Raw genomic sequence first — 25,157 nt, forward strand, 5'->3', positions numbered from 1 at the left:
ATGAGCGGACAACACATTACCGTCATCAACACGGGCTGCGCGAACATTTCATCGGTACGCTTTGCGTTTGAACGTTTAGGTGTCCATGTAAATGTTACCGATAACATCAATGAAATCAGCAAAGCAGAGCGTTTGATCCTGCCCGGAGTAGGCAGCGCGCCAGCAGCAATGAAAAGCATTCACTCAAAGGGCCTAGCAGATTGCATACAAAAACTGACCCAGCCCGTGTTAGGCGTATGCTTGGGCATGCAAATCATGGTACAGCGTTCTCAAGAAAACGACATGGGCAATAGCGAATTTACGCCTTGTCTTAACTTGTTGCCTGGGGATGTCAAACGGATGCATGCGCAAGGACTGCGAATTCCGCATATGGGATGGAATGAAGTGACCAGCACCCAAGACAATCCTTTGTTCAAGGGTATCGACGATGGCACTCACTTTTATTTTGTGCACAGTTTTGCAGTAGATCTTTACGAGCACACCCTTGCAAGCTGTGACTATGGTCAAACTTTTTCCGCCGCGATCCATAAAGACAATTTTTTTGGGGTACAGTTTCATCCCGAGCGCAGTAGTGATGCCGGCGCCCAGCTATTAACTAACTTTCTGAATATATAGGACCTTTACTATTCATGATTATTCCTGCCATAGACTTAATTGACGGCAAAGTGGTTCGCCTCTACCAAGGCGATTACCAGCAAAGCACCGAATATAAGCTCGACCCCGTTGACGTAGTAAAGCGTTATGCCGCGGCAGGTGCCGAGATTTTACACATCGTGGATTTAACCGGCGCTAAGGATACTAACAAGCGCCAATTAGGCTTGATTAAAAGTATGGTGGCGACAGGTCTAATGCGCTTTCAAAGCGGCGGCGGCATTCGCAGCGAGCAAGACGTGCAAGACTTACTCGAGGCCGGCATAGAACGAGTCGTTATTGGCTCTAAAGCCGTAAGCGACCAAGCGGAAGTCGCGCAGTGGTTTACCCAATTTGGGCCAGAGCATATCGTGCTTGCCCTAGATATCAACATCGATGCCGATGGCAATAAATTTGTTGCAACCCATGGCTGGCAGCAAGATTCGGGCGTGAGTATCGATGCGCTTATTACGTTTTATGCACAATACGGCTTAAAGCATGTGTTATGCACTGACATAAGCCGTGACGGCACTTTGCAGGGCGCCAACGAATCCCTTTATGCCGAATTAGTCGCCCAATACCCCGACATTCAATGGCAAGCATCCGGCGGCATTGGTAGCTTGCAAGACATAAAAAACTTGATCCCCACCAAGGTACAAGGGGTTATTTTAGGGCGCGCGCTATTAGAAGGTAAGTTCACCCTTGAGGAGGCTTTGGCATGTTGGCAAGGCGCATAATTCCCTGTTTAGACGTGCGCGATGGTCTTGTTGTCAAAGGCGTCAAATTTCGCAATCATGAAATCATCGGCGATATTGTCCCGCTTGCGCAGCGTTACGCCCAAGCGGGCGCGGATGAACTTGTATTTTACGATATTACCGCCTCAAGCGACCGGCGCGTAGTTGATAAAAGCTGGGTCAGTAAAGTCGCGCAAGTCATCGATATTCCCTTTTGCGTAGCGGGCGGCATTAAGACCATTGAAGACGCCGGCGCCATTTTAGAAATGGGCGCGGATAAGATCTCAATAAATTCCCCTGCGCTTAGCGACCCACAGCTTATCACCGACCTTTACAATACCTTTGGTCAGCAATGTGTGGTGATCGGCATCGACAGCTTCTTTAATGAAGACACTCAGCAATATGAAGTCTATCAATTTACCGGAGATGAAACCCGCACCCAAAAAACCCATTGGCAAACCATAGATTGGGTCAAAGAGGTACAAGCAAGAGGCGCAGGCGAAATTGTACTTAACTGTATGAATCAGGACGGTGTGCGTCAAGGCTATGATATTGTGCAACTCTCTCAAATTAGAGCAGCATGCAAGGTGCCTTTGATTGCTTCTGGTGGCGCTGGCACAATGGCGCACTTTGCGGAGGTATTTAAACAAGCGGATGTTGATGGCGCTTTGGCGGCTTCAGTGTTCCACAAAGCGGTTATCGACATTCCTGACCTAAAGACGTATCTGCGCGAACAAAACATCGCGATGCGGGCCAATAGCCAAACCTAAACAAGTGAACACAAACATAACGAATGGTCATAGTCATCAAGCATAAAAAAGAAGGTCCCATGCGCATTCTAAATGATGCATGCGGCATCGTCGCCTTTATGCTCATATTGATTTACTCCCTACTTGTCCACTATAACGCTTCAGCTACCGCCGCCAACTATGAATCGGTTGGCAACCCTCTTACAAAAATATACAGCGCTAAAGAGCATGGCGGTCACAATCAAAATTGGACCTCTATTCAAGATGAAGATGGCCTGATTTATGTAGGGCACACTCAAGGTATTTCGCAGTGGGATGGCAAGCAATGGACTAACCTGCTCACGCCGCAGTCTACGCCAGTGCGCTCCATTACCAAGTTTAAAGGGGATTTATACTTTGGTACCACCGATGATATTTTTAAGCTGCAGGTAAATCGCTCCGGCGCGTTAGCCAAAAACAGTATTATCAACCCACAATTGAACAACATGCAAAACTTTGGTGAAGTATGGTCGAGCATTGCCAATACTGACGGTGTGCTTTTTGTCACTGCAGAGCACACTTTTTTCTATGATGGCGAGCGCATGCATTCGGTGTCAGAGGCATTATCGAGTAAGCATAACGCATTTGTCATCGACAATGCGTTTTACTACAAAACCAGAAACCTACCGTTTATATACAAGCTATCGACAAGTAAACAAGCTGAAAAAGTCAGCTTCAGTCAAGTACAGCTCCCTGTAAAGCTCCCTGAAAATGCTCGTGTCATGGAAATATTGACGAGCAAAGACAATAAACTAACGATATTTACCGAGCAGCATGGCGTATTTCAGATGGATAACGACCGTCTAATTCAGCTTAGGGCTCCAGAAGATTTTGCGGCAGACATCCGTCTGTATGATGCGATTCTTTCAAGCGATGGACTTTATTACGTGAGTTCAACATTCAACGGCTTATTTATCCTCGATGGAAACCTCAATATTATCCGCCAATACACTGAAGATGACGGTATTAGCATGAATACGGTGTTTTCAGTGAATGAAGACCTGCAGGGTAACATTTGGCTAACTGGCATTCCAAACGTGGTCAGCTTTCGGCCTCCCCATCTCATTAGCCAATTTAAAGCAGGCAACACTTCCACCGAGATTTTAAGGTTTAAAAATACCAGCTTTGGCATCTTTGCAGCAGGCAATGGCATATACAAGCTTAGCAATAACGTCAACTCCGTTCGACCGCCATACTTTATGTCTCTTAGCAGCAACATTAACAACAGTATAGATTTAGTTGAGTTTGATGACACCTTGATTCGCTCAGGCTATGGTGGAGTTTTCGAACTTAAATTTAACCCAGACCAAAGCGCTCTACTTGAAGAAAATCTGCTTATTAATACGGTCCAGGGCCGTCTTGTACAATATAATCCTGAAACGCAAAGCTTTTTGGTCAGTGCGACCGACGGCGCATTTTCAATGCAAAAAGAGAATGGTCAATACCGCTATAAAAACTTTTCAACAGAATTAAACAATTTGATCAGCCTCTATCGAGATAAACACGACACGCTTTGGTTGGGCACTGCAACCAGCCAATTGTTTGCCCTGCACGATATATCTGATTTTGGAATCAATGCCCCTATTCAACGCTTTACTCGAAATGACGGTTTAGGCTTGGGCCCTGTTGAAATATTCAATATTAACGATGAGGCTATATTTAGCAGTGCAGGAAAATTATTCCGGTTTTCTGAAAACACAATCCAAGCAGCAGAGCTACCAATGTTTAATGAAAATTGGCTTAGCGATAGTCAATTGATCGATAAAATAATACAAACCCCTGCAACCGCGACGACCCCCGAGAGGCTCTGGTATCGTAAAAATGGTCAAAGCGGCTACTTTGAACATGGCAGCGATAGCGATAAATGGACAGAGTTCACCCACATTTTTGATGCAATTCCCGACGGAGGCTTCAACGACTTGTTTGTCGACTCTGACGATATACTTTGGTTTGTAAGAGATAAGGCTGAAATGTACCGAGTGGATATGGCTCAGATTGGCAGACTGCCCGCGATGGCGCCGCTAAATGTCCGAAAAATCGAATCGAACAACCAGCTGATCGACTTTAAAGTGGCGCCCGGCAGTCGCGTCGAGCTTTTACCACAGCAAAAAAACCTGCGTTTTAGCTATGCGTCTACCGACAGCAGTTCACCCAAACCCATAGAATATCGTACGCGTTTAGCCGATGGCGAAAATGCTAATTGGTCGAATTGGTCACAAGAAACTTACCGAGATTTTACGCAGCTTGTACCTAATCACTATCGTTTGCAGGTGCAAGCTAAAGACGCTTGGGGGCGCACAACTGAGACTTATCTAGATATTGCTGTGATTGCGCCTTGGTACCTCACTAAAACCGCTTATGCAATTTATGCGTTTATTTCAATAATGTTGATTTTAGGCTTCGCTTGGATTGTTCAAAATTGGCGCACCGCAGCATTAGAGTCGGCCAACAAAGCGCTTGAGCTAAAAGTGCAAGAGCGTACCAAAGAGGTAAATGAAAAGGTCGAGCAGTTAAGGCAGCAGCAAATACTCAAAGACCGCTTTTTTAGCAATGTATCTCATGAGTTTAGGACGCCACTTACGCTTACCATAGGACCGCTTGAAACCCTCATTACTGAGCACCAGTCTGAATTGAGTCAAGCAGTAAAGCATTTAGCAAAAACAGCCCTCAGTAATGCCAGTAAGATGCTAGCTTTAGTGGGCCAGGTACTCGACCTAAATCGCCTCGAAGCAGGAAAACTGACGCTACGGATTGCTCAATATGATATGGCTGAACTGTTACGAAACATCGGGGATCGCTTTGAAAATTGGGCAAAACAAAATGGGCAAGTCATCCAAACCGTAGGCTGCGATGAGCCATTGTTGCTTTGGTTTGATATAGACCAATTTGACAAATGTGTCTCTAACTTGCTTTCCAACGCTATAAAATACAGCGGACACGGTTCAAAAATAGAGATGCAACTTATCAACAAAGGTAGCAATGCCGAAATCATAGTACGTGACAATGGAGTCGGCATTAGTGAAGATGCAAAACTCAAAGTCTTTGAACGATTTTATCAAGACAAAACCTCTGAAAATGTATCCACTCCGGGCACAGGGATTGGTCTATCCCTAGTCAAAGAGTTGATGGAAATCCACTTTGGTGAGGCTCGTCTTGCTGACACTAGTGATAGAGGCTGTTGTTTTGTGCTGACCTTAAAAAGCGGTAATCAACATTTTGCAGCAGAGCAGATTATCGAACCAATTGAGTTTACTCAAACCGCTTTATTAGATAATGATAAGCCAGATGCGACAAACATAATTCAGCCAGCGGTAGGAAAAATAGGAGGGTTTAAGGAAGATGAAGATGTCACCACTTTACTTATCGTGGACGACAATCAAGAGTTGCTCAATTTCATTAGTTTGCGCTTATCGGGCAGCTTTCGGATCATCCAAGCCGTAAATGGCCAAGAAGGCTATAATAAAGCCTGCAGTGACCTACCCGACTTGATAATTTCGGATGTCAATATGCCTATTATGACCGGCTTAGAGCTTGCCACAAAAATAAAAACCACCCCTGAAACTAAAACCATCCCCATTATACTACTAACCGCCAAAGCGACTAAGAGAGAAGTCGTCGAGGGCTTTAGTGTAGGAGCCGACGACTACTTAACCAAACCTTTCGATACATCTGAATTGATCATGCGGGTTAATGCACAGATAAATGCGCGCAAACTTGTCCGAGATGATCAAAGGAGCAAGCTGCCTCGCTCGTCAGATAAAGCTAAGCCAAGCACATTCAAGAGCAAGCTTGAATACATTGTAGCCAAGCAAATATCTGAGCCGAGTTTTAATGTCGAGCAGCTATCAGCTTCCTTACATATGTCAAGAGACACCTTGATTCGCCGTTGCAAAAAAGAATGCGGTGAAACCCCGCTAAACATCATCGTACAAGCGCGCATATCCCTTGCCGACAAACTACTGAGCGCAAATGAAATGTCGATATCTGAGGTGGCCTACGCCTGTGGCTTTGAAAGCTTAGCGTACTTTTCAAAAAGTTATAAAAAACACCGAGGTCTAAGCCCCTCAGACGTCACCACTAATTAGAGAACGTCCAGCTCACCGTTTATTGATCTCAATACAGCGATTAGTTCAGTGTTATGTGAGCAGTTGTGCTTACTTGTATTGTCTACTTAAAAAAATGCGGCTTGCGTAAAATTGACAAGTAATTGCAACAAATGTGCAAAAGTATTTTAAAGCAATGGGAGTATATTAGGCGCAGGTTAGATTGGAGGTAGTATGAAAACAGCAGGATTAATTCTTCTGGCATCAGTGTTGGTTTTAATATGCATGAACAAAGCATATGCAAGCGCACCTAACCAAGCTTTTTCTCCCCAAGATATGGAGCCTCTAAACTATGCTTCTTTTTTTGAACAAACTGAGTCGCCCACCGACGCCGCTTTATTTGACGAGCAACACGTCATGGTAAAAACCTTCACAGATAATAACTTGGGTTACCAGACATTGGATATGGCTTCCAGTGTTAATAGTTTTTCTATTAGCCCGTACTGGTTTTATGCGCTAAAAATTGTCGTGCTGTTGGGCGTATTGATGTGGGACGATAAAGATAAAGCAAAATCGAGACGCATGCGGCACTAGCATCTATCAATGTTCTATGAATTTAATGTCAGTTTCTGTCATTGTATTTAACGCACCATATTAATCTTAGAATAAGAGTACAAGCACTAGGGTCTGAACTTTGCTGTATGGATGTTAAGACATTTGCTGGCAGATCTGATAGCATTCGCGAAAAATATCAATCAGCGACTTCGCATAGTAATCAAAATTATATGAAAATCACCCAAGAAAACTTATCCAAACTTGCGTGGGCTAAAGGCGATGGCCTACTGCCTTGTATCGTGCAAGACGCAAATTCTGCGCAAGTCCTGATGCAAGGCTTCGTGAATCAAGATGCAGTAATTGCCACTTTAAAGACAAAAAAAGTAACGTTCTTTAGCCGCTCTAAGCAACGCTTGTGGACTAAAGGTGAAAGTTCAGGACATACTCTTGATTTGATCGACATTAGCGCTGACTGTGATGCTGATAGCATATTGGTTCTGGCGCACGCAAATGGGCCAACTTGTCATAAGGGCAGCATTTCATGTTGGGCCGATGGGCAAAGTAGTCAGTTTACATTTTTAGCTGAGTTAGAGCAGGTTCTCGCAGCGCGCAAAGGTGCAGATCCTGAGTCTAGCTATACTGCGTCTTTATACGCTAGCGGTATTAAACGTATTGCGCAAAAAGTCGGAGAAGAAGGTGTGGAGACCGCGCTGGCCGCAACCGTGCAAGACTTAGATGAACTCAAGAACGAATCAGCTGACCTTATCTACCATCTAATGGTCTTACTTCAGGCTAGTGGGCTCTCAATGTCAGATGTAATTAATGTTTTAAAACAAAGACATAATAAATAATTTGGAAAATTTTCGTAAATATAGCTTGAAAAAAACATAGTCGCTCCTATCTCTTAACTGTTGACGCTGAAAGGGTTGACAAAAACCGCCGCCGTATACTCGGGGCAAACATTATTTTACATATTGCTTAATAGGAAGAATATGACTATGAGAACTATCGATCTATCTCCATTATACCGTTCATTTATTGGTACAGACCATTTAGCATCTATGATTGATGCAGCAAGCCGTCACGAAAAACAAACCAGTTACCCTCCTTACAACATTGAGTTAATCGGTGATGATAAATACCGCATTACCATGGCGGTAGCTGGATTTGCAAAAGATGACGTGACCATCGAAGTGCAAGAAAACACCTTGCAAGTCACTGGTGCAAAAGAGGCCGCTGACAAAACAGAAAATGAAAGAAAATTCTTACACAAGGGTATCTCAGAACGAAATTTCGAGCGTAAGTTTCAGCTTGGTGACAATGTTAAGGTACTTGCTGCGGACCTAGAGCACGGCTTACTGCATATCGATTTGGAGCGAAAAATTCCCGAGGCGCAAAAGCCCAAACGAATTGAAATAGGCAGCAAATTGATTGAAAACAGTTAAGCTGGCGAACCATTCTTTTCCCTAAACATAGAGGCGCTCAATTGAGCGCCTTTTTTATCTTAAAATATTCATAACTTAAATTTTACAAATACGCCTTTTGCAAAAAGCAGTAGTTTAAAAAAAACCGCGATACCAAATTATCCCCAACTCGGGATAATTAGTGCATAAGCTTAAAAGTCGATACGATATTAGCGAGCTGCGTTGCTTGACCCTGCATGCTTTCTGATGCCGCAGCCGCTTCTTCAACAAGGGCTGCGTTTTGTTGAGTGACATCATCCATTTGTTTGATTGCTTGACCAATTTCAGCAATCCCAGTGGCTTGCTCGGCTGATGCGGCATCGATATGGGACATGATTTTATTCACTTCTGTAATGGAGGTTACGATCTGTTCCATTGTGCCACCTGACTCGTTGACCAATTCGTTACCATTTTCTATTTTTGATACCGAATCTGAAATCAAGGCTTTAATATCTTTAGCCGCATTTGCAGATCGCTGCGCTAAATTTCGGACCTCAGATGCCACAACCGCGAAGCCCCGACCCTGTTCTCCTGCTCTAGCAGCCTCTACAGCTGCGTTCAACGCAAGAATATTCGTTTGAAAGGCGATGCCGTCAATCACACCAATGATGTCTGATATTTTACGAGACGATTCGGTGATAGATACCATAGTTGCAACCACTTCCCGAATTAAGCTACCTCCACGAGTCGCCACCTGGGACGCATCCATTGCTAATCGATTAGCTTGATTAGCATTTTTTGAGTTCTGCCCAACGGCGTTTGTTAATTCTTCCATGGTGGAAACCGTTTCTTCAATGCTAGATGCCTGTTGTTCCGTTCGAGTAGAGAGATCTGCATTGCCTTTTGCAATTTCTGTTGAAGCATTTTTGATGGTAACTGAGGCCTCGCGCATATCGTCAATAATTCGCGACAAGTTACTTATCAAATTGTTAATCGAAGAAGCAAGGTCGAAAAATTCGTTGTGCTCATCTAAATCTACACTTGCGGTGAGGTCACCTGCAGAAAGCTGTATAATCACATTACGAATCGTTTCGATAGTATTTTTACGCTCAGTAATATTAGATGCATATTTAACCACTTTATACGGCTTACCATTTGAATCAAATATTGGATTATAGGAAGCTTGTAGCCATAAAATAGAGCCGTCTTTTGCAACCCTCTTTATCTCATCACTGAAAAATAGTCCTTTATTTAGATCCTTCCAAAGTGCTGCATAATCATCGCTGAGGGCATCATCTTTGCTCATAAATATACGATGATGCTTACCTGATATCTCATCTAGTTTGTAACCAGTGGTTGTTAAAAACGCATCATTTGCACAACGAATTGTGCCATCCATATTAAATTCAATAACGGCTTGAGATTTATTGATCGCATCTATTTGGCCTATGAAGTCATTTATTTGTACTTTATGCTCGGTGATGTCTGAAGCAAACTTGATCACACCAGTTACTTTACCATCTTCATCAAATAAGGGATTGTAAGACGCTGATAGCCAGATTTCACGGCCACCTTTTGCGACTCGCTTAACCTCATCGCTAAAAAACTCTCCGGCTTCCAGCCGCTTCCAAAAAGCCCTGTATTCGAGAGAGTTTTTCATATCTTCTGGCATAAACATGCGGTGATGCTCACCAATTATTTCAGATAATTGATAACCCATTCCAGCAACAAAATTGGCATTTGCGCTTTTAATAATTCCCTCTGGCGTAAACTCGATGACCGCTTGCGATTTATCAATCGAATCGATAATCGCACCTTGTTTCTTGGTTTGGCTTACATCCACCCATTCAATCATGGTCCCAATATGCTGACCCTCAGGGCGATAAATCGGAATATAGTTAAGTATGCAATGCAGCTCAGAAAACTGCTGTTCGTATGACTGCTTTGATAAGTTTTTGCCCTTGGCCACGGCATACGAATGTGGATTTATAAAGCTATCTATATTCTGCCCCAAAATAGCCGATGCGCTAAAATTGTGAGCTTGAACCTTTATTTTACTCTCGTGCGTGCTAAAAAAGGCTTTTGCAGCGTCATTTGCAAACATAACGTCACCTTTTATATCCGCCAGTAATATCGGCATAGAACTATGCGTTACTGCTTCAGTATATTGGGCTTCTAACATTTGCTCTAGCGTCAAAGCTACATTGCTTTTTTTATCTTCTAGCACACTGATTTTAAATTTGTTCAAAAAGCTCATAGGAAAATACCCATCTCAAAATATAACGTTTAATAGTAAAGTAATCGGCGAATTCGATTGTTTCATGACCGTTTTCAAGGAGTATTACTCAACCTTAAAGCCAATGATTGATCGACGTAAACCTTCCGACAGTGTCGACATTTCTTGAGCTGCTTGCGAAGTATTGTTCGCTGCTGTTGCGGTTAAGTCTGAAGAATCGGCAATGGCCGTTACATTTTGATTTAAATCTGCCATTACGTTTGACTGCTCTTGCGCGGCCTCTTTCACTTGACTGTTCATATGCGTTATTGCGGTAATTGATGACAGCATTAGATCAAGCAAATCATTGGTCGCGTCCGATTGTTTAACGGTTTCTTGCGTCTCGGTGCCGCAATCCTCCATACTTTTTACCACTGAGGTGATGCCGCTTTGCAATGAGCCGATGGTACTTTGAATTTCGCTCGTTGAGCTCTGCGTTCGCTGTGCTAGTGTTCTGACTTCGTCGGCTACAACGGCAAACCCTCGCCCAAGCTCGCCCGCTCTAGCAGCTTCAATAGCTGCATTTAGTGCCAATAGGTTAGTTTGATCAGAGATATTATTAATCACCTCAATGACTGAACCAATTTCTTGGCTACGTTGCTCTAAAGATTTCACCATTTCAATTGCATTGTTCATTTGATTGGCCAGCAAACCAATAGAATCTGCGGTTTTTTGCACAATGACTTTGCCATCATTTATTTGTGTTTGTGCATCCTGAGCTTTTTGTTCCGATTGCTCAGACAAATGCACCACTTCTTTATTACTGTAGAGCATTTCGGTAATTGCGGTGGCCAGCAATGCGGTTCTTTCCTTTTGCTCACTCGCTGCATCGCTGGTCATTTTAGCGACGTCGGCTGAATTATTTGCAGATTGAGCAATTGAGCCGACTGCCACAACAATATCCTTTATTAGCCTTTGTAAATTGCTGTTCATGTTTATAATGGCTTTGTAGATACCGGTAGCGCTATCTGCATTCTCGAAAGTCTGCGTTAAGTCACCTTTTGAAATGGTAGTGGTAATTAGACTGATGTCTTTAGGCTCACCGCCAATGGGTTTGCGGATCAGTTTAGGTAAAACAATAGCAGCAATTGACCCAAGGATAATACTTAACAATCCGAATGCGGCCACTAATAACACGGTATTTTGGGTCGAACTTTGGGCAACTGTACCTAAGGCTTCTAGGTCAGCTTTCACGGAGATTTTAACGTCTTCCAATAACACCTCAAAATTTGGACCAACGACATTTAACGTATTGTCAATAATGCTATTTCGCTGATAAATCACCTGGCTGACTTCACTCAATATCACGTTGTATTGCTGATAATATTGTTCAAACTGAGTCACTAGCGCATTATTGTTGGCACTGATATTTTCTGCCACAGCAGACTTCAATCCAGCAGTGTCTATTCTCGAAAGCTCTAGCTGAGCTCGCTCTAAATCTGTCGATAAATTACTAACCAGAAATCTATTTGCGTAAAGACGTCCGAGGAGCAGCGACTCTAAGGTGGTGCTGGCTTGTCTAACCAGCACAAAATCACCTTTGGCGTAGGAATAGTCAATGAGATCAGTCAAAGCAACGCGCATAGCACGCCCCGTTGGAATGAATTGACCATCAATAAGCTCGTGTCGCTGGGCAATAAGTGAAACAACCTGGTCGAAGCTCTCGAGATAGTCATTGATTAGATTATTTGCCTCAGCAATTTTAGCAGAACGCTTTGGTGATGTTATCTGCTGAGACGCCTCATCTAAAAGCCTTAGGGTATTATCTAGGCGTTCTTGGTAAAGGGCGAGCGTCTCTGGCGTATCCTGATTAATATATGCGGTTGCATGCAGGCGCGTTAACAGCATGTTTGATTGCAAATTACCGGCCAAATTAGTATCGGTTGCAAGCTCGGTATATTCTTCAAAACTATCTTGGCTCTTTAAGAGACCGTATACTGAAAGCACCACAACGATACTCAATAGTATAAGAAGTGAGCTGAACGATAAGGTAAGCTGACCTTTTAAGGTAAAGCGATTTAACATTGTGTCTCCTAAGCGTGTAAGGTAAATATCATTTTAATTAACGCTCGAATTGTCATTTCCAATTTCACATCGTTTATTGCACAACAAGATGTTGATTTGCATAACCACGTAGCTATCAAAGCGTTTTAGCTGCGCAAAATTTAGCGCGATGACCTCGACAGACTCATACAGAGCTGGATTCGCTGACCATTAGTAGTTATCGACATGTTTTTAAAAATATTAAGCAGTAGATGACTTTACCGACAGACGCGGTAGAGCTGTCATCGTAATTTGATACATTGCATAAGCGAGTCATACTGGCTATGCTTCCGACTCTTTAAATTTGACGATAAACTGCAGTTGGAGCTGCAAGGATTTTTTATGAAACGAATTCAATTTTCAATTATTTTGCTGTTAGCTATAGTCTTTCAGCCAGCAATGGCAGAGGACTCAGCCGCAAACGGTATGAAGTCGGTATTAGTGACAGGAGCAAGCACTGGAATTGGGCGCAATCTTGCAGAAACGCTTGCACGCAATGGCCACCATGTATATGCAGGCGCGCGAAAAGAAAAAGATATCATTGCTTTGAACGCAATTGAGAACATCACCGCTGTGAAACTTGACGTCACCAAGCAAGACGAGGTTGATGCGGTAGTTGCCCTAATAGAAGCTAGAGGCACAGGCCTTTACGCATTGGTAAATAATGCTGGCATTGGTGGTGGTGGCTCTGTGCTAGATACTGCAATAGAAGATCAGAGTGTTCTTTTTGACGTGAATGTGGAAGGCGTATACCGAGTCACCAAAGCCTTTGCACCGATGATCATTGAATCGCAAGGACGTATCACGACTACTGGCTCTATCGCTGGGACTATTACCCGTGGTGGACTTAGCGCTTATAGTGGCAGCAAGCACTGGATTGAAGCCTTTACTGACTCCCTAGCAATGGAAATGGAACCGCTAGGCGTGAAAGTGAGCGTGATTGAACCCGGTAATTATCAGTCGTTTATTCGTCGCAGTAGCGTACTTAAAGCCTTCTCAAAAATAGAAGCGGCGGGCGGCGAAATTACGCCAGCAATGCAAAAGATGTATGCCGATACCGAAGCGCGTGAATTGTCTTACAAACTGCCTGATGAAGTATCCACAGCATACATGCACGCATTATTTGATGACAAACCCTTGCGCAGGTATGTGGTGACTCCTAACCAAAATGAGCAGGCTTTTACCATTGGTACAAAAATTCAACAGCTCGTTGAACTCAATCAATGGGGTCCTTACAGCTACAGCAGAGAGCAGCTAGTCGAAATGCTGGATAAAGCGCTGGCCGACAAACAAAAATAATAAGTCTTTTGAGCCGTGCAACGCATCAGTAGGCATTAGAGTTTGCTGATGCACTGCATTATCCATTGTTTTATTTGAGACTCTCGCAAAGCTCCAGATACTCGGTCAATTTCTTCACCTTTATGGAAAAATATTAAGGTAGGTAATGAACGAATTCCTGCCTCGGTCGCAATTTGCTGCGACGCTTGCGTATCAACTTTTGCAAACAATAAGCCTTCTGAGTCTTGCGCCACCGAGCGAAACGCTGGCGCCATGGCATTGCACGGACCGCACCAGTCGGCCCAAAAGTCTACTATGATAGGTAAGTCATTCTTCTCAATGTAGTTGAAAAAATTGGCCTCTCCCAGTTCAATTGGCGCATGCTCGTAAACAGCCATACCGCATCTGCCGCATTTAGCATCGGATAATTTTTTCTCAGGTGGTATGCGATTAGTCGTATCGCAAGCAGCACAAACAATATGCATAACGTCTTCTTATTTCATCTATCAATGTGTCGTAAATGATACACGTTCAATTGCCATTACCAAAATAGAGGTGCAATCTACCGCATCTTATGTTTTCTTATTTGCCTTTGGTATTCAAGCCGCCTTCCCACTTTTACACACTTGGTTGACCGACACCCACCCTCAAGCAACAGCCGTTGGCAAAACAATGATGTAAATGCGGCTGCGCTGACTGATAGAATGGTCATTGGCTTTGTATTACTTGCCGTTATCGCATCTATCATAGAATTAATGGCGACCTTGTAAGCGCTATCGTCATGCTTCTACCTCTTTACCACCGTATTGTGAAGATAAGTCGTCTAACAGCGACATTGTGTTGTCATACGCGTTTGACTGAACCAAATAGACAATCCGGACTTTGTCGCGATCAAATAGCTTAGCATTAGCGTGCTCCAACTCAGAGTTTGAATTCACGTCATGCAGAAAGCGGTTGGCACTAGGCGCGTCACCAAAGCCAAACACGGCTGATAATCGCATATCGGTTGTTCCTCTATTTAAAATTTTAAAAAAGCGGAAGTCCCGCTAAGCCCATCACCAACACCCATGTTGCAAAAAATATTTTTAATTTCACAGGCGAAAAAAATAATACTACATGTTTTGCGATCATGCCCCCAACTATCGCGCCTGCCCCCGCAAACATTACTATTTGCCAATATACTTGGCCTGAAACTGCAATATGGTAAGCAATCGCTGACCATACGCTAAATGCGCTGAGTATAACGGCTAATGCGATGGCTAGGGTGATGTTAAAACCTCGCAAAATTAAATATACCGCCACTAACTCCCCCACTCCCACAGATAGCCAAGCGGTAACAACGCCGCCACCTAAAGAGATAATCCCCAAAGCAAGCATATCCATGCTCAGCAATTTATGTAAGAAAGCAGTTCGCTTCATCAACGGGATGGAGCCATAAATAGCTATCGCCAATACGATAGAAAAGAGCCCAAAGTATAAATGCAGTGAGCCTTGAATGGCATCGGTGTAATGTCCCAAAACAAACTGAGCAATTAATATCCCCATAACCGAAAAAGGCACGGTTACCATAAGTCCGTTTCCGAGCATAGACCATTGCGAATCTTTCAAATGATGCTGTTTATAGTGTTTGTACCAGGTAATGGCCCCAGCGGTCATCCCGCAACACTGAATGGCAAAGCTCGTCGCAATAATAGTGTGGTTCGATAGTGCAAACTGATTGAAAAAAGGCACAAATACTACACCGCCGCCGGCTCCCGTTGAGTTTGCAAATATAGCGCCCAATACACCCAAAAACACAAAACCCACGTATTCAGTAATTAACGAATATAAATCGGGCTGGACACTCAACAATACACACCAAAGGCTGAATAACAGCCATTTGACTCTGTGATTGTTGATTGTTTGGACAATACTGGTTAACAATGGAAACGCCTGTCATTTAAGGTGAATTTAAAAATGCTACGCGATTATACATAAGGTTTACTGGGATGGTAGTCACTGAAACACAATCTAACCACACCGTTATCACATTATCACCAAATCGGTCGGCAACTTGGCAGCACACCAAGGTTGTTATCGCCGTAATGGTTGCTGTTGTGATGATTATCGCGCTGGCGTGGACCTTTATGGGCGCGTGGATTGTTCTGCCTTTTGCGGGCTTGGAGGTAGGGCTTTTTGCCCTATTGATGTATAAGGTATCAAAATTTACATATAGCAAACAGGTGATTCGGATTGCGGCAAACACAGTCACTGTTGAATGGGGCATTAAGAAGGTAGAAGAGAGTCATGAGTTTGAACGAGAGGAGCTATTTGTATATTACTGGGAAGCCGACGAAGGCTGGCATCTACCCCGAATATCTTTAGGCCAAGCACACAGAAAATTGGAGATTGGCACATTTTTAAATCAGGATGATCGTGAAAAACTAAAGCTCGCACTTGATAAGGCTGGACTGATAGTTTGCCGCAACAAATGGTGGCAAACTTAGGCAGCGTGATCTTTTTGTATAGCAAAGCGTTCCTATTATATGCATCCAATACAAAAGGAAGTGCGCAATGAACTTATTCATCGAATCCATCGAAGGTGGAACCTACTTAGCAGCAATTGGCGATAAGCGGGGTACTGAGTATTTACAAGATGGGTATCGCGGGAGTATGCAATTTCAGTCTCTATCAGAATTAAGGGAACAACTTTCTGGGCGTACTTTTGAGAAAGTATGGCTTATGCAAAAAACACCCTATGACGAAATGTGCGGTTTAGAAACACAAAATGAAACACTCACAATTGAGCTGGATTGGGATTAGCAATGAATAAGCTTACTATTGACTATAAAGCGTGTTTTCAAAACAGCTTAAATTGAATAGCAAATCTGATAATACGCCCCTCATAAGCTGATATTGCTATTCTTGGCGAATGTTCAGAACCCCAACTTTGACAGCGAATAGGCAAGCTGCAAAAGCGACGTTAGGTATTATGTGAACAAGCCTGATAAGCTCTCTGCCAATTATCGTTATAATAGGAAATCCACTTGAGCAAAGTCGCCGTTTTTGTTGATGTACAAAACATCTACTACACCACTCGAGATACCTTTGGACGTTCATTTAACTACCGAGAGTTTTATAAAAGTATTGCAGCCAACCACGATATCGCTATCGCATATGCTTACGCAATTGATCGTTCAGATCAACAGCAGCAGAAATTTCAAAGCGCCTTACGCCACATCGGATTTGAAGTAAAGTTGAAACCCTTTATTCAACGAGCTGACGGCTCAGCCAAAGGTGACTGGGATGTGGGCATTACCATCGACGTTATGGAAACGGCGCCATCAGTTGACCAAATCATACTGCTATCTGGCGACGGTGATTTTGCCATACTGCTAGATAAAGTGAAGCAAAAGTATGGCTGCAAAACCTCGGTATATGGCGTGCTCAATTTAACCGCCAATGGCCTTATAAATTCGGCTTCAGAGTTTATTGATATTGACCAAAAATGGTTGATATAGATATTTGCAGCGGATTTCTTTAACACTAAGACCTATTCGATAAGTTCTGCAATTCACCAGTCACCTAGACTACTGCATTAAAAAACCCCCATATATTGTAAGTAACCATTTGAGGGTTGTTAGGTAAACAGCGACGCTATATTTGAGATCTTAAATAAACGTAAATCTTATTTACCCAACACCACTTCAAGCTCGCCTCTGATTTTCTCTACGGCCTTAGTACCATCGATTTTAATGTATTCACAATCACCTTTTGCAGCGGCCGCGGCATAGTAATTAACAAGCGGTTTCGTTTGTTCATGATAAACACCTAGGCGACTGCGAACGGTTTCTTCTTGATCATCATCTCGAATCATCAGATCATCGCCGGTAACATCATCCTTACCTTCGACTGCAGGCGGGTTATATTCAACATGATAAACACGTCCAGATGCTGGATGCACTCGTCGTCCGCTCATCCTGTCCACAATAACATCATCAGGCACGTCAAACTCAATACAGTAGTCAACGGTAACATTCGCATCTTTCATCGCGTCAGCTTGCGGTATAGTTCGCGGAAAGCCATCTAGTAAGAAGCCGTTGGCACAGTCTTCTTGAGCAATCCTCTCTTTAACTAAGCCGATAATAATATCGTCAGATACCAATTGCCCAGCATCCATCACTTTTTTAGCTGCAAGGCCCATTTCAGTTCCGGCTTTAATTGCCCCTCTCAACATATCACCTGTTGAAATTTGAGGGATCCCGAATTTATTCATCAAAAATTGTGCTTGGGTTCCCTTTCCGGCTCCCGGAGCACCAAGAAGAATTATACGCATTGAGCGTTCTCCAATATCAAAAGTCAAAGTCTGACGAAACTGTACATTGTAGGTATAAGCATCACAAGCAAAAAACGAGGATATTGGTCAGACTTTAGGCTAATGAGGTAAATTAATTCATTATTTATATGAAAAAGCCAGCACTTAAGCTGGCTTATGATTTTAGATTTATAAAAACTACAGGACTATTAACTACTTAACCAAGCTTGCCAATAAACTGTTCAAATTTTTCACAAAAGAAGCCGGTTCTTTTAAGCTGCCTTGCTCACTTAGCTTAGCTTGGTCAAATAGCACCTCAGTCCACTGCTTAAATAAGCCTTCATCCTGAACGTCTGCCATCAATTTTACCAACTGATGTTCTGGGTTAAGTTCAAAATGATAAGTCGGCTCCGGCACCTCTTGACCTGCTGCTTGCATTAGCTTAGCCATTTGTGTGGTCATACCGTTTTCAGATGCAACTATACAAGCTGGTGAGTCAGTAAGGCGGTGAGTAAATTTAACCTCTTCAACTCGTTCGCCTAATGCGGTTTTAGCACGCGCAAGGACGCCTTCAATTTCTTTTTCAGCTTTTTCTTTTGCTTGTTTGGTTTCTTCATCGTCTAAATCGCTTAAATCAACCTTTGCGCTTGCTGCAGATTCAAAAGACTTTTCTTCAAATTCATTAAGGTGTGACATTAACCATTCATCAATACGCTCGCCCATTAACAGCACTTCGATACCTTTTTTACGGAAAATCTCGAGATGCGGGCTAGTCCGTGCAGCTTGATAAGAATCCGCAGTTACATAATAAATCTTATCTTGGCCTTCTTTCATTCGCTCAATATACTGTGCCAATGAAACGGTTTGTTCGTTGCCGTCATTGTGCGTAGATGCAAACCTCAACAAACCTGCAATTTTGTCTTTATTTGCAAAATCTTCTGCAGGACCTTCTTTAAGAACATTCCCAAACTCTGCATAAAATGACTGATACGTTTCGAGATCATTTTTGGCCATTTTTTCAAGCATGCTCAAGACACGTTTGGTACATCCCTGACGAATCGCTTGAGTAATTTTATTATCCTGTAAAATCTCTCTGGATACATTCAAAGGAAGATCGTTTGAATCTAGTAAGCCTTTTACAAAACGCAGATAATTGGGCATAAACTGCTCTGCGTCATCCATAATAAATACGCGCTGAACATAAAGTTTCAAGCCATTTTTCTGTTCACGGTTCCACATATCAAAAGGTGCTTTACTAGGGATGTATAACAGTGAGGTATATTCGGTTTTACCCTCAACTTTATTATGCGACCATGTTAGTGGATCAGCAAAGTCATGAGATACGTGTTTGTAAAATTCATTATATTCATCATCAGAGATATCAGATTTATCTCGTGTCCAAAGCGCAGTAGCCTTATTCACAGATTCCCATTTACCAGGCACAGCAGGTGTTTTTTCACCGTCAGGACCTTCACTTTCCGGCACTTCATCTTTCCATAGCTGCACAGGAATACTGATATGATCAGAGTATTTAGTAATAATTGAACGCAAGCGCCATGCATCTAAAAACTCTGACTCGTCTTCTTTCAATTTGAGAATAATTTCGGTACCGCGGTCAGCTTTTTCGATGTCGCCTACAGAGAAGTCACCTTCGCCTTCAGAAACCCACTGAACACCAGTACTTTTGTCTGTTCCTGCGGCGCGAGTATTGACTGTAACTTGGTCTGCAACAATAAATGCTGAGTAAAAACCTACACCAAATTGCCCTATAAGCTGCGAATCTTTTGCCTGATCACCAGACAGATTGCTAAAAAAGTCTTTTGTACCAGACTTAGCGATCGTACCAAGGTTAGCAATCACCTCTTCTTTGCTCATACCAATACCATTGTCTTTTATGGTAAGAGTACCGGCTTCTTTGTCCACACTGATTTTTACGTTTAGGTCGCCATCACCCTCGAATAACTTATTGTCTGACAAGGCTTTAAAGCGAAGTTTATCAGCAGCATCTGCAGCATTCGAAACAAGTTCACGTAAAAATATTTCTTTATTTGAGTAGAGTGAATGGATCATTAACTGAAGCAGTTGCTTCACTTCAGTTTGAAAACCATGCTTCTCATGTTGGACAGTCTCAGACATTGCTAAGGATCTCCTTTGAATTGGTTATAATAATTAATTTATCAACGACCTAGATGTGCGGACTAAGGGCTATTTTTCAATGGAAAAAAGAAATTAAATTACGAATTTTTTCTAGGTGTTGGTCAATGTCAGAGCATCAGCGGCTCGATCGACTTGCCATAGATGAATGTTGAGCAGGCTTAAAAAGCGCGACGACCAGTAAATGCATGGGTAAGTGTATTGCCATCTATATACTCGAGCTCGCCACCGACAGGCACGCCGTGCGCTATACGTGTTGCTGGAATGTTGTGGGTTTTGCACATCTGTCCAATATAATGCGCAGTTGCCTCACCCTCTACGGTTGGGTTCGTCGCTAAAATCACTTCTTCAACCGACTCTTCAGATAAGCGTTTTTGTAAAATATGTAAACCAATTTCACTCGGCCCGATGCCATCTATGGGAGATAAATGCCCCATTAATACAAAATACTTACCTTTAAATTGTGAGGTTTGCTCTATTGCTAGTATGTCCTGAGGGGACTCAACAATGCATATTTGTGCAGTTTCGCTTCGTGAAGGATTAGCACATATTCCGCACAGAGGACGCTCTGCAAACGTTCGGCACTGTTCGCAGTTTTTAACATGTTGCATTGCATCATGCAGTGCTTCGCTGAGTTTCATAGCGCCATCACGATTGCGCTCTAACAGAGTAAAAGCCATGCGCTGAGCACTTTTAGCACCTACTCCTGGTAGGCATTTTAATGCGCTAATTAACTCACTGATCAAAGGACTAAAAGACATCAAAAACATACTCAAATAACAACATACCTACAAGCATAGCACTGCTAAAGCTTAGTTCAATAGGTGGAAGGTTGATGGACTGCTTTTTATCAAATTATTAGGCAGCAAAAATGTCGAAAATATTAATACTAGAGAGTGTAGCAATGCTTCTTGGCTAATCTACCTGTGTAACAGCTCTTTTTGCAATTTGGCAAACAAGTCATCATTTATCGTTATTTGATGATTGGACATTATCTCTTCTTTCAAAACTGCCATGTACTGATCAAAATCACGCTCAACTGCTTGTATCTTCAAAGCATCAAGAAGATGATTTACTGACTTAAAATCCATTGCACTTGCATGGCGCTGACCGGCTCTAGAGAACTTTATACCCAACAGTGATTTTAATGTGTGAGCCGATACACTTAAATCCCCACTGCTTTTGTTAACGACAGTCGTCATATTAAAAAGGCATCTTAAAGCCTGGTGGTAAGTTCATCCCGCCAGTAACTGAAGACATCTTTTCTTGCGTGGCCTCTTGTACTCTGCGCACTGCATCATTTATTGCCGCAGCGACTAAGTCTTCTAACATGTCTTTGTCGTCAGCTAACAGTGTTGGGTCAACTTCGACTCTGCGAACATTATGATTACAGGTCATGGTAACTTTTACCATGCCAGCACCAGATTCACCGCATACTTCAATAGTTGCTAGTTCATCTTGGGCTCGCTTCATATTCTCTTGCATTTGTTGGGCTTGCTTCATCATGTTGCCCATGCCGCCTTTAAACATTTTAACCTCTCATTATTGTATATTTTAGAATTTGTTACCTTGATTCTATTGAGTCTTCTATAACTTTGGCATCAAAGGCCTTCACCACCTCTTGAATAGCGGTGTCAGACTCAATTACTTGCTTGGCATGTGCTAAGCGCATTTCATCTATTTTTAACTGTAGTTGATAAGGCGTATTCGCAACCTCTGAATACTCAACTTTCAAATCAATATCACGGCCAAACTTAGCTAGTAATGCATCTTTAACACTACTAACACTGCTTTGTTCGTTTAAGTGGTGATGAGACTGACTAATTTCAAGCAAGAGACAGTTATCTCTTATGCCAGGAGAGCGTCCATGAATGAGAAGCTGTCTCGCCAAACCACGCACATTCAAGCTATCAACAAAGGCACTCCATTTATCAATTTGAGCTGAGAATAACAACTTTTCTCCGCTATCGAGATAAGCACTTAGGTCATTAGCACTGATTATTTCGCCGATATGTGGAAGCTCTTGCTCTGCGACACTTTTCGAATCTGAGTCTTCAATAATCTCAGCATCCTGCTTATCTACCAGTGTTACGTTTTCATCCAGATATATAGGCTCATCGATTTTTGAGGGAGTTGGCGCATCAAGCTCTGAAAAAGACTCACTAACGTTTTTAGACGAAGGCATAAAAAGTGCTTCGTCTGGACGGGTCTCAGACTTTTTTACATCGTCGTCTCCAGCCGCCTGACGTTCGTAAGATGCAATATCTTGCTCCATATCGAATAAGTTTTGAAGCTGAGAAACTCCGTCTTCTTCGTGCTCATTTTGCCCTAGGCTTTTTTGATGTTCATTTGGATCAGAAATGACAGCTCGTTCATCATCTATTGTTTCGTGCCGAGAGCTTCTATCTTCGTGCTCATCGACATTTGTTGGCTTTAAAGGATGCAACGGCGAAAGATCATTTTGTACAGAACCTTGAAGCTCCGTGACAATGTTTGGGGGTCTCGAAGAAGTCCCTTCAGGGTGTCGTGTTTGCTCTTTAATCGTATCTTCGACTTGTTGCATGGTCGAAACTTCAGTTGAAACATTAGACTTTGTGGCAGAAGCCTCTGACGCAGATTCGATACTCTGCTCAACTGCATCCGAGTGACTGTCTGTATGCGCCTCACTTGCTGCCGGGGGCGCGCTTACTTCCAACGCTATTGACTGAGCAGGGGTGAACGCAATCATTCGCATAACAGTCATTTGCAAACCCGTTAATGCATCGGGCGCAAAGGGTAGATCGCGTTTGCCATTTAAAGCGATTTGATAGAGCAATTGAATGTGTTCAGCGCTTACTGCTTGAGAAAGCGTATATATCGGTTTTGCTACGGTCGTATCAAGTTTGCAAATATCTGGCACAATTTGGGTCAAAGCAATCTGATGCAGAAGCCCCAGCAACTGAGAAAGCACTTGAGAGTAATCGGGCGAATCAGCACATATTTCGTCGAGCTGTCTCATGGCATTATCAGCATCTCGCTCACATATGCATTTAGCGAGACGTAACACCTGATTTTTATCGAGCAAACCTAGCATACTGACAACGGTATCTAAAGTGACCCGATTATTTCCTTGCGCAATGGCTTGGTCAGTCAAACTAAGCGCATCTCGCATACTGCCTGCCGCTGCTCTCGCAATTTGTGACAACGCTGGTAGCTCAAAAATGAGGTTTTCAGCGTCGAGTATAGCGGCCAATTGTATTTGTATTTGCTCTCTACTGAGGGACTTTAAACTAAATTGTAAACAACGAGACAGGATCGTAACCGGTAGTTTTTGCGGATCAGTAGTGGCCAGTAAAAATTTCACGTGAGGAGGTGGCTCTTCAAGTGTTTTTAACAGCGCATTAAAGCTATGTTTAGAGAGCATGTGTACTTCATCTATCAGGTACACTTTATATTTGCCGCGGGTTGGTTTGTACTGAACGTTATCAAGTAACTCTCGAGTATCTTCTACCTTCGTTCTTGATGCTGCATCAATTTCTAATAAATCGACAAAACGACCTTCGCTAATATCTAGACAGGTACCGCATTTCCCACAAGGATTTGCGCTTTGACCTTCTTCACAATTTAAGGACTTTGAAAAGATCCTAGCTATTGTGGTTTTACCAACGCCTCGCGTACCCGTAAACAGGTAGGCGTGATGCAGTTTATTGTTATCAAGCGCATTCGTTATTGCATCCACGACATGTTGCTGCCCCACTAACTCAGAGAAGGTTTGAGGACGCCATTTTCGTGCTAGTACTTGATAACTCATTCAGTTTAATCGCCTTCAAATTCACAGATGCAATATGGCGTAATGTTGGCTGCTCTCACTTTTGCATTGCCCCCAATTCCCGGTAGTGAAATAACAAACCCAGCGTGGTCTGCCTTACCGCCTAACCTGCGAATCAGATTAGCTGTGGCGATTATAGTACCGCCTGTAGCAAGAAGATCATCAATCATCAGTACATTGTCGCCAGGGCTAATCGCATCTTTATGAATTTCCAACACGTCAGTGCCGTACTCTAACTCGTAAGACTCAGAAATTGTTTCTCTAGGCAACTTGCGTGGTTTTCTCACTGGTACAAAGCCAATCCCCATTGCAAGCGCCAATGGTGCTCCAAACAAGAAACCTCTAGCTTCCGTGCCAACAATTTTATCAAACGTATGACCCTTGTAGTTCTCTTTCAACATATCAATACATGTCTGAAAAGCCTCATATTGTTGCAATACGCTGGTAACGTCACGAAACAAGATGCCGGGCTTTGGATAGTCAACAATAGTGGTTACTGCTTGTTTGATTAACTCTGTAGTCACGTTGTTTCCTTGTATGTATTATAAAATTTAAATCGAATGACTCAGTAAGAACACGTATACACCGGCAAGAATGTGCGTCAATGGAAAAGCTACAAGAGCAAGTACAATCCCGACCAAATACCACCAATTGAAAACTTCTTTAAACTCTTCGTTTTTTGCCATTATCTCATTCTCATACTTCTAAAAAAGAGCCGAGAATACTACTTGATTCAGGCCAAAATTAATAGGGAAGATGCTTCAAAATAGTTTAGTAATAGACTAAATAAATAGTGTCTGTAAAGAATACAACACCAACACTTTAGCGTACTAAGATAAGTAAATCCATCTAACAAATTTTTCTAAAACATTGATGACAGGACCATGTTTTTTTAGGCTCCAAATTAACCGTTAATTGAATAGTGGTTAAGGTGACTTTCAACGAACTTTATTCATTGCCAAAACTGACAAAAAAGTCGCGTCAGATGTTATTAGCAACTGCCTAAAACTAGTTAATCTGATTTCTTTAAGTACTTAGGAGCAACTTAAAGCAAGTAATTATTTATTTATTACTTCAAAGATAACTGTCGTAAAGACACCAGTTTTGATAGGTAAGCTAATGTTAACACCAAGACTAGCATGTAACGACAGG

Annotated in this window: 25 protein-coding genes; 12 read left to right on the forward strand and 13 right to left on the reverse strand. The window is 42.7% G+C overall.

Going from position 1 to position 25,157, the window contains the following annotated elements; genetic code table 11:
- From hisH to AB9H30_RS15220, 7 genes are all read left to right on the forward strand, one after another.
- Positions 1 to 615 carry an imidazole glycerol phosphate synthase subunit HisH gene (gene hisH / locus AB9H30_RS15190; RefSeq protein WP_371195547.1) on the forward strand — a complete coding sequence of 205 codons (615 nt, stop codon included), beginning with the start codon at positions 1 to 3 and terminating at the stop codon, positions 613 to 615.
- A 14-nt stretch (positions 616 to 629) separates the two neighbouring features.
- Entirely contained in the window at positions 630 to 1,367 is a 738-nt protein-coding gene (gene hisA / locus AB9H30_RS15195; protein WP_371195548.1) for a 1-(5-phosphoribosyl)-5-[(5-phosphoribosylamino)methylideneamino]imidazole-4-carboxamide isomerase, read from the forward strand.
- Positions 1,349 to 2,134 carry an imidazole glycerol phosphate synthase subunit HisF gene (hisF, locus tag AB9H30_RS15200; RefSeq protein WP_371195549.1) on the forward strand — a complete coding sequence of 262 codons (786 nt, stop codon included), beginning with the start codon at positions 1,349 to 1,351 and terminating at the stop codon, positions 2,132 to 2,134. The genes hisA and hisF overlap by 19 nt, the downstream gene beginning before the upstream one ends.
- Positions 2,135 to 2,193: 59 nt before the next feature.
- Positions 2,194 to 6,237, forward strand: coding sequence for a response regulator (locus tag AB9H30_RS15205; RefSeq protein ID WP_371195550.1), 4,044 nt, complete (start codon positions 2,194 to 2,196; stop codon positions 6,235 to 6,237).
- Between the two features lie 192 nt (positions 6,238 to 6,429).
- Complete coding sequence (locus AB9H30_RS15210; RefSeq protein WP_371195551.1) at positions 6,430 to 6,789, forward strand: hypothetical protein; 360 nt, start codon at positions 6,430 to 6,432, stop codon at positions 6,787 to 6,789.
- A 191-nt stretch (positions 6,790 to 6,980) separates the two neighbouring features.
- Entirely contained in the window at positions 6,981 to 7,601 is a 621-nt protein-coding gene (gene hisIE, locus AB9H30_RS15215) for a bifunctional phosphoribosyl-AMP cyclohydrolase/phosphoribosyl-ATP diphosphatase HisIE (protein WP_371195570.1), read from the forward strand.
- A gap of 147 nt (positions 7,602 to 7,748) precedes the next feature.
- Positions 7,749 to 8,195 carry an Hsp20 family protein gene (locus AB9H30_RS15220; protein WP_371195571.1) on the forward strand — a complete coding sequence of 149 codons (447 nt, stop codon included), beginning with the start codon at positions 7,749 to 7,751 and terminating at the stop codon, positions 8,193 to 8,195.
- Positions 8,196 to 8,352: 157 nt separating this feature from the next.
- Here AB9H30_RS15220 and AB9H30_RS15225 read toward each other — a convergent pair whose 3' ends face one another.
- Positions 8,353 to 10,401 (reverse strand): methyl-accepting chemotaxis protein, encoded by a 2,049-nt coding sequence (locus AB9H30_RS15225; protein ID WP_371195552.1) that lies wholly within the window; start codon positions 10,399 to 10,401, stop codon positions 8,353 to 8,355.
- 93 nt (positions 10,402 to 10,494) lie between these two features.
- Positions 10,495 to 12,453 (reverse strand): methyl-accepting chemotaxis protein, encoded by a 1,959-nt coding sequence (locus AB9H30_RS15230; RefSeq protein WP_371195553.1) that lies wholly within the window; start codon positions 12,451 to 12,453, stop codon positions 10,495 to 10,497.
- A 360-nt stretch (positions 12,454 to 12,813) separates the two neighbouring features.
- Between AB9H30_RS15230 and AB9H30_RS15235 the strand changes: the two genes are divergently transcribed.
- Complete coding sequence (locus AB9H30_RS15235; protein ID WP_371195554.1) at positions 12,814 to 13,770, forward strand: SDR family NAD(P)-dependent oxidoreductase; 957 nt, start codon at positions 12,814 to 12,816, stop codon at positions 13,768 to 13,770.
- Between the two features lie 35 nt (positions 13,771 to 13,805).
- On the opposite strand, the gene trxC is transcribed toward AB9H30_RS15235, so the two are convergent.
- Positions 13,806 to 14,234 carry a thioredoxin TrxC gene (gene trxC, locus AB9H30_RS15240; RefSeq protein WP_371195555.1) on the reverse strand — a complete coding sequence of 143 codons (429 nt, stop codon included), beginning with the start codon at positions 14,232 to 14,234 and terminating at the stop codon, positions 13,806 to 13,808.
- Here trxC and AB9H30_RS15245 point away from each other — a divergent pair.
- Positions 14,194 to 14,430, forward strand: a complete 237-nt coding sequence (locus AB9H30_RS15245) for a hypothetical protein (RefSeq protein WP_371195573.1) — start codon at positions 14,194 to 14,196, stop codon at positions 14,428 to 14,430. The two genes, trxC and AB9H30_RS15245, sit on opposite strands and share 41 nt — an antisense overlap.
- Positions 14,431 to 14,528: 98 nt before the next feature.
- On the opposite strand, the gene AB9H30_RS15250 is transcribed toward AB9H30_RS15245, so the two are convergent.
- Together AB9H30_RS15250 and AB9H30_RS15255 are read right to left on the reverse strand one after the other, a co-directional pair.
- On the reverse strand, positions 14,529 to 14,750 hold the full coding sequence (locus tag AB9H30_RS15250) for a hypothetical protein (RefSeq protein WP_371195556.1): 222 nt from the start codon (positions 14,748 to 14,750) through the stop codon (positions 14,529 to 14,531).
- A 25-nt stretch (positions 14,751 to 14,775) separates the two neighbouring features.
- Positions 14,776 to 15,672, reverse strand: coding sequence for a sulfite exporter TauE/SafE family protein (locus AB9H30_RS15255; RefSeq protein ID WP_371195557.1), 897 nt, complete (start codon positions 15,670 to 15,672; stop codon positions 14,776 to 14,778).
- A gap of 65 nt (positions 15,673 to 15,737) precedes the next feature.
- Here AB9H30_RS15255 and AB9H30_RS15260 point away from each other — a divergent pair, with 65 nt between their 5' ends.
- The 3 genes from AB9H30_RS15260 to AB9H30_RS15270 all read left to right on the forward strand — a co-directional run bounded on the left by AB9H30_RS15260 (position 15,738) and on the right by AB9H30_RS15270 (position 17,249).
- Positions 15,738 to 16,235, forward strand: a complete 498-nt coding sequence (locus AB9H30_RS15260; protein ID WP_371195558.1) for a DUF2244 domain-containing protein — start codon at positions 15,738 to 15,740, stop codon at positions 16,233 to 16,235.
- A gap of 67 nt (positions 16,236 to 16,302) precedes the next feature.
- Complete coding sequence (locus tag AB9H30_RS15265; RefSeq protein WP_371195559.1) at positions 16,303 to 16,551, forward strand: DUF6482 family protein; 249 nt, start codon at positions 16,303 to 16,305, stop codon at positions 16,549 to 16,551.
- Positions 16,552 to 16,775: 224 nt separating this feature from the next.
- Positions 16,776 to 17,249, forward strand: a complete 474-nt coding sequence (locus AB9H30_RS15270) for an NYN domain-containing protein (protein WP_371195560.1) — start codon at positions 16,776 to 16,778, stop codon at positions 17,247 to 17,249.
- 167 nt (positions 17,250 to 17,416) lie between these two features.
- Here the strand turns inward: AB9H30_RS15270 and adk are convergent, their stop codons facing one another.
- The 8 genes from adk to AB9H30_RS15310 form a co-directional block, all read right to left on the reverse strand.
- Positions 17,417 to 18,064, reverse strand: a complete 648-nt coding sequence (adk, locus tag AB9H30_RS15275; protein ID WP_371195561.1) for an adenylate kinase — start codon at positions 18,062 to 18,064, stop codon at positions 17,417 to 17,419.
- A 192-nt stretch (positions 18,065 to 18,256) separates the two neighbouring features.
- On the reverse strand, positions 18,257 to 20,179 hold the full coding sequence (htpG, locus tag AB9H30_RS15280; protein WP_371195562.1) for a molecular chaperone HtpG: 1,923 nt from the start codon (positions 20,177 to 20,179) through the stop codon (positions 18,257 to 18,259).
- A gap of 179 nt (positions 20,180 to 20,358) precedes the next feature.
- Entirely contained in the window at positions 20,359 to 20,958 is a 600-nt protein-coding gene (gene recR / locus AB9H30_RS15285; RefSeq protein ID WP_371195572.1) for a recombination mediator RecR, read from the reverse strand.
- 159 nt (positions 20,959 to 21,117) lie between these two features.
- The gene (locus tag AB9H30_RS15290; RefSeq protein WP_371195563.1) at positions 21,118 to 21,399 is read right to left on the reverse strand and encodes a hypothetical protein; all 282 of its coding nucleotides are present in this window, start codon (positions 21,397 to 21,399) and stop codon (positions 21,118 to 21,120) included.
- Between the two features lies 1 nt (position 21,400).
- Entirely contained in the window at positions 21,401 to 21,727 is a 327-nt protein-coding gene (locus AB9H30_RS15295) for a YbaB/EbfC family nucleoid-associated protein (RefSeq protein ID WP_371195564.1), read from the reverse strand.
- 34 nt (positions 21,728 to 21,761) lie between these two features.
- Positions 21,762 to 23,987 (reverse strand): DNA polymerase III subunit gamma/tau, encoded by a 2,226-nt coding sequence (gene dnaX / locus AB9H30_RS15300; protein WP_371195565.1) that lies wholly within the window; start codon positions 23,985 to 23,987, stop codon positions 21,762 to 21,764.
- A gap of 5 nt (positions 23,988 to 23,992) precedes the next feature.
- Positions 23,993 to 24,529 (reverse strand): adenine phosphoribosyltransferase, encoded by a 537-nt coding sequence (apt, locus tag AB9H30_RS15305; RefSeq protein WP_371195566.1) that lies wholly within the window; start codon positions 24,527 to 24,529, stop codon positions 23,993 to 23,995.
- 27 nt (positions 24,530 to 24,556) lie between these two features.
- Positions 24,557 to 24,691, reverse strand: coding sequence for a hypothetical protein (locus AB9H30_RS15310; RefSeq protein ID WP_371195567.1), 135 nt, complete (start codon positions 24,689 to 24,691; stop codon positions 24,557 to 24,559).
- Positions 24,692 to 25,157: the final 466 nt, after the last annotated feature.

It is taken from the genome of Glaciecola sp. SC05 (assembly GCF_041380235.1).
GTDB lineage: Bacteria > Pseudomonadota > Gammaproteobacteria > Enterobacterales > Alteromonadaceae > Glaciecola.

Bases quoted from the DNA above. Each gene is read 5' to 3' on its own strand.
- hisH (WP_371195547.1), top strand. From the start codon at position 1: ATGAGCGGACAACACATTACCGTCATCAACACGGGCTGCGCGAACATT.
- hisA (WP_371195548.1), top strand. From the start codon at position 630: ATGATTATTCCTGCCATAGACTTAATTGACGGCAAAGTGGTTCGCCTC.
- hisF (WP_371195549.1), top strand. From the start codon at position 1,349: ATGTTGGCAAGGCGCATAATTCCCTGTTTAGACGTGCGCGATGGTCTT.
- AB9H30_RS15205 (WP_371195550.1), top strand. From the start codon at position 2,194: ATGCGCATTCTAAATGATGCATGCGGCATCGTCGCCTTTATGCTCATA.
- AB9H30_RS15210 (WP_371195551.1), top strand. From the start codon at position 6,430: ATGAAAACAGCAGGATTAATTCTTCTGGCATCAGTGTTGGTTTTAATA.
- hisIE (WP_371195570.1), top strand. From the start codon at position 6,981: ATGAAAATCACCCAAGAAAACTTATCCAAACTTGCGTGGGCTAAAGGC.
- AB9H30_RS15220 (WP_371195571.1), top strand. From the start codon at position 7,749: ATGAGAACTATCGATCTATCTCCATTATACCGTTCATTTATTGGTACA.
- AB9H30_RS15230 (WP_371195553.1), bottom strand. From the start codon at position 12,453: ATGTTAAATCGCTTTACCTTAAAAGGTCAGCTTACCTTATCGTTCAGC.
- AB9H30_RS15235 (WP_371195554.1), top strand. From the start codon at position 12,814: ATGAAACGAATTCAATTTTCAATTATTTTGCTGTTAGCTATAGTCTTT.
- AB9H30_RS15245 (WP_371195573.1), top strand. From the start codon at position 14,194: ATGCGATTAGTCGTATCGCAAGCAGCACAAACAATATGCATAACGTCT.
- trxC (WP_371195555.1), bottom strand. From the start codon at position 14,234: ATGCATATTGTTTGTGCTGCTTGCGATACGACTAATCGCATACCACCT.
- AB9H30_RS15250 (WP_371195556.1), bottom strand. From the start codon at position 14,750: ATGCGATTATCAGCCGTGTTTGGCTTTGGTGACGCGCCTAGTGCCAAC.
- AB9H30_RS15260 (WP_371195558.1), top strand. From the start codon at position 15,738: ATGGTAGTCACTGAAACACAATCTAACCACACCGTTATCACATTATCA.
- AB9H30_RS15265 (WP_371195559.1), top strand. From the start codon at position 16,303: ATGAACTTATTCATCGAATCCATCGAAGGTGGAACCTACTTAGCAGCA.
- adk (WP_371195561.1), bottom strand. From the start codon at position 18,064: ATGCGTATAATTCTTCTTGGTGCTCCGGGAGCCGGAAAGGGAACCCAA.
- htpG (WP_371195562.1), bottom strand. From the start codon at position 20,179: ATGTCTGAGACTGTCCAACATGAGAAGCATGGTTTTCAAACTGAAGTG.
- recR (WP_371195572.1), bottom strand. From the start codon at position 20,958: ATGTCTTTTAGTCCTTTGATCAGTGAGTTAATTAGCGCATTAAAATGC.
- AB9H30_RS15290 (WP_371195563.1), bottom strand. From the start codon at position 21,399: ATGACGACTGTCGTTAACAAAAGCAGTGGGGATTTAAGTGTATCGGCT.
- AB9H30_RS15295 (WP_371195564.1), bottom strand. From the start codon at position 21,727: ATGTTTAAAGGCGGCATGGGCAACATGATGAAGCAAGCCCAACAAATG.
- dnaX (WP_371195565.1), bottom strand. From the start codon at position 23,987: ATGAGTTATCAAGTACTAGCACGAAAATGGCGTCCTCAAACCTTCTCT.
- AB9H30_RS15310 (WP_371195567.1), bottom strand. From the start codon at position 24,691: ATGGCAAAAAACGAAGAGTTTAAAGAAGTTTTCAATTGGTGGTATTTG.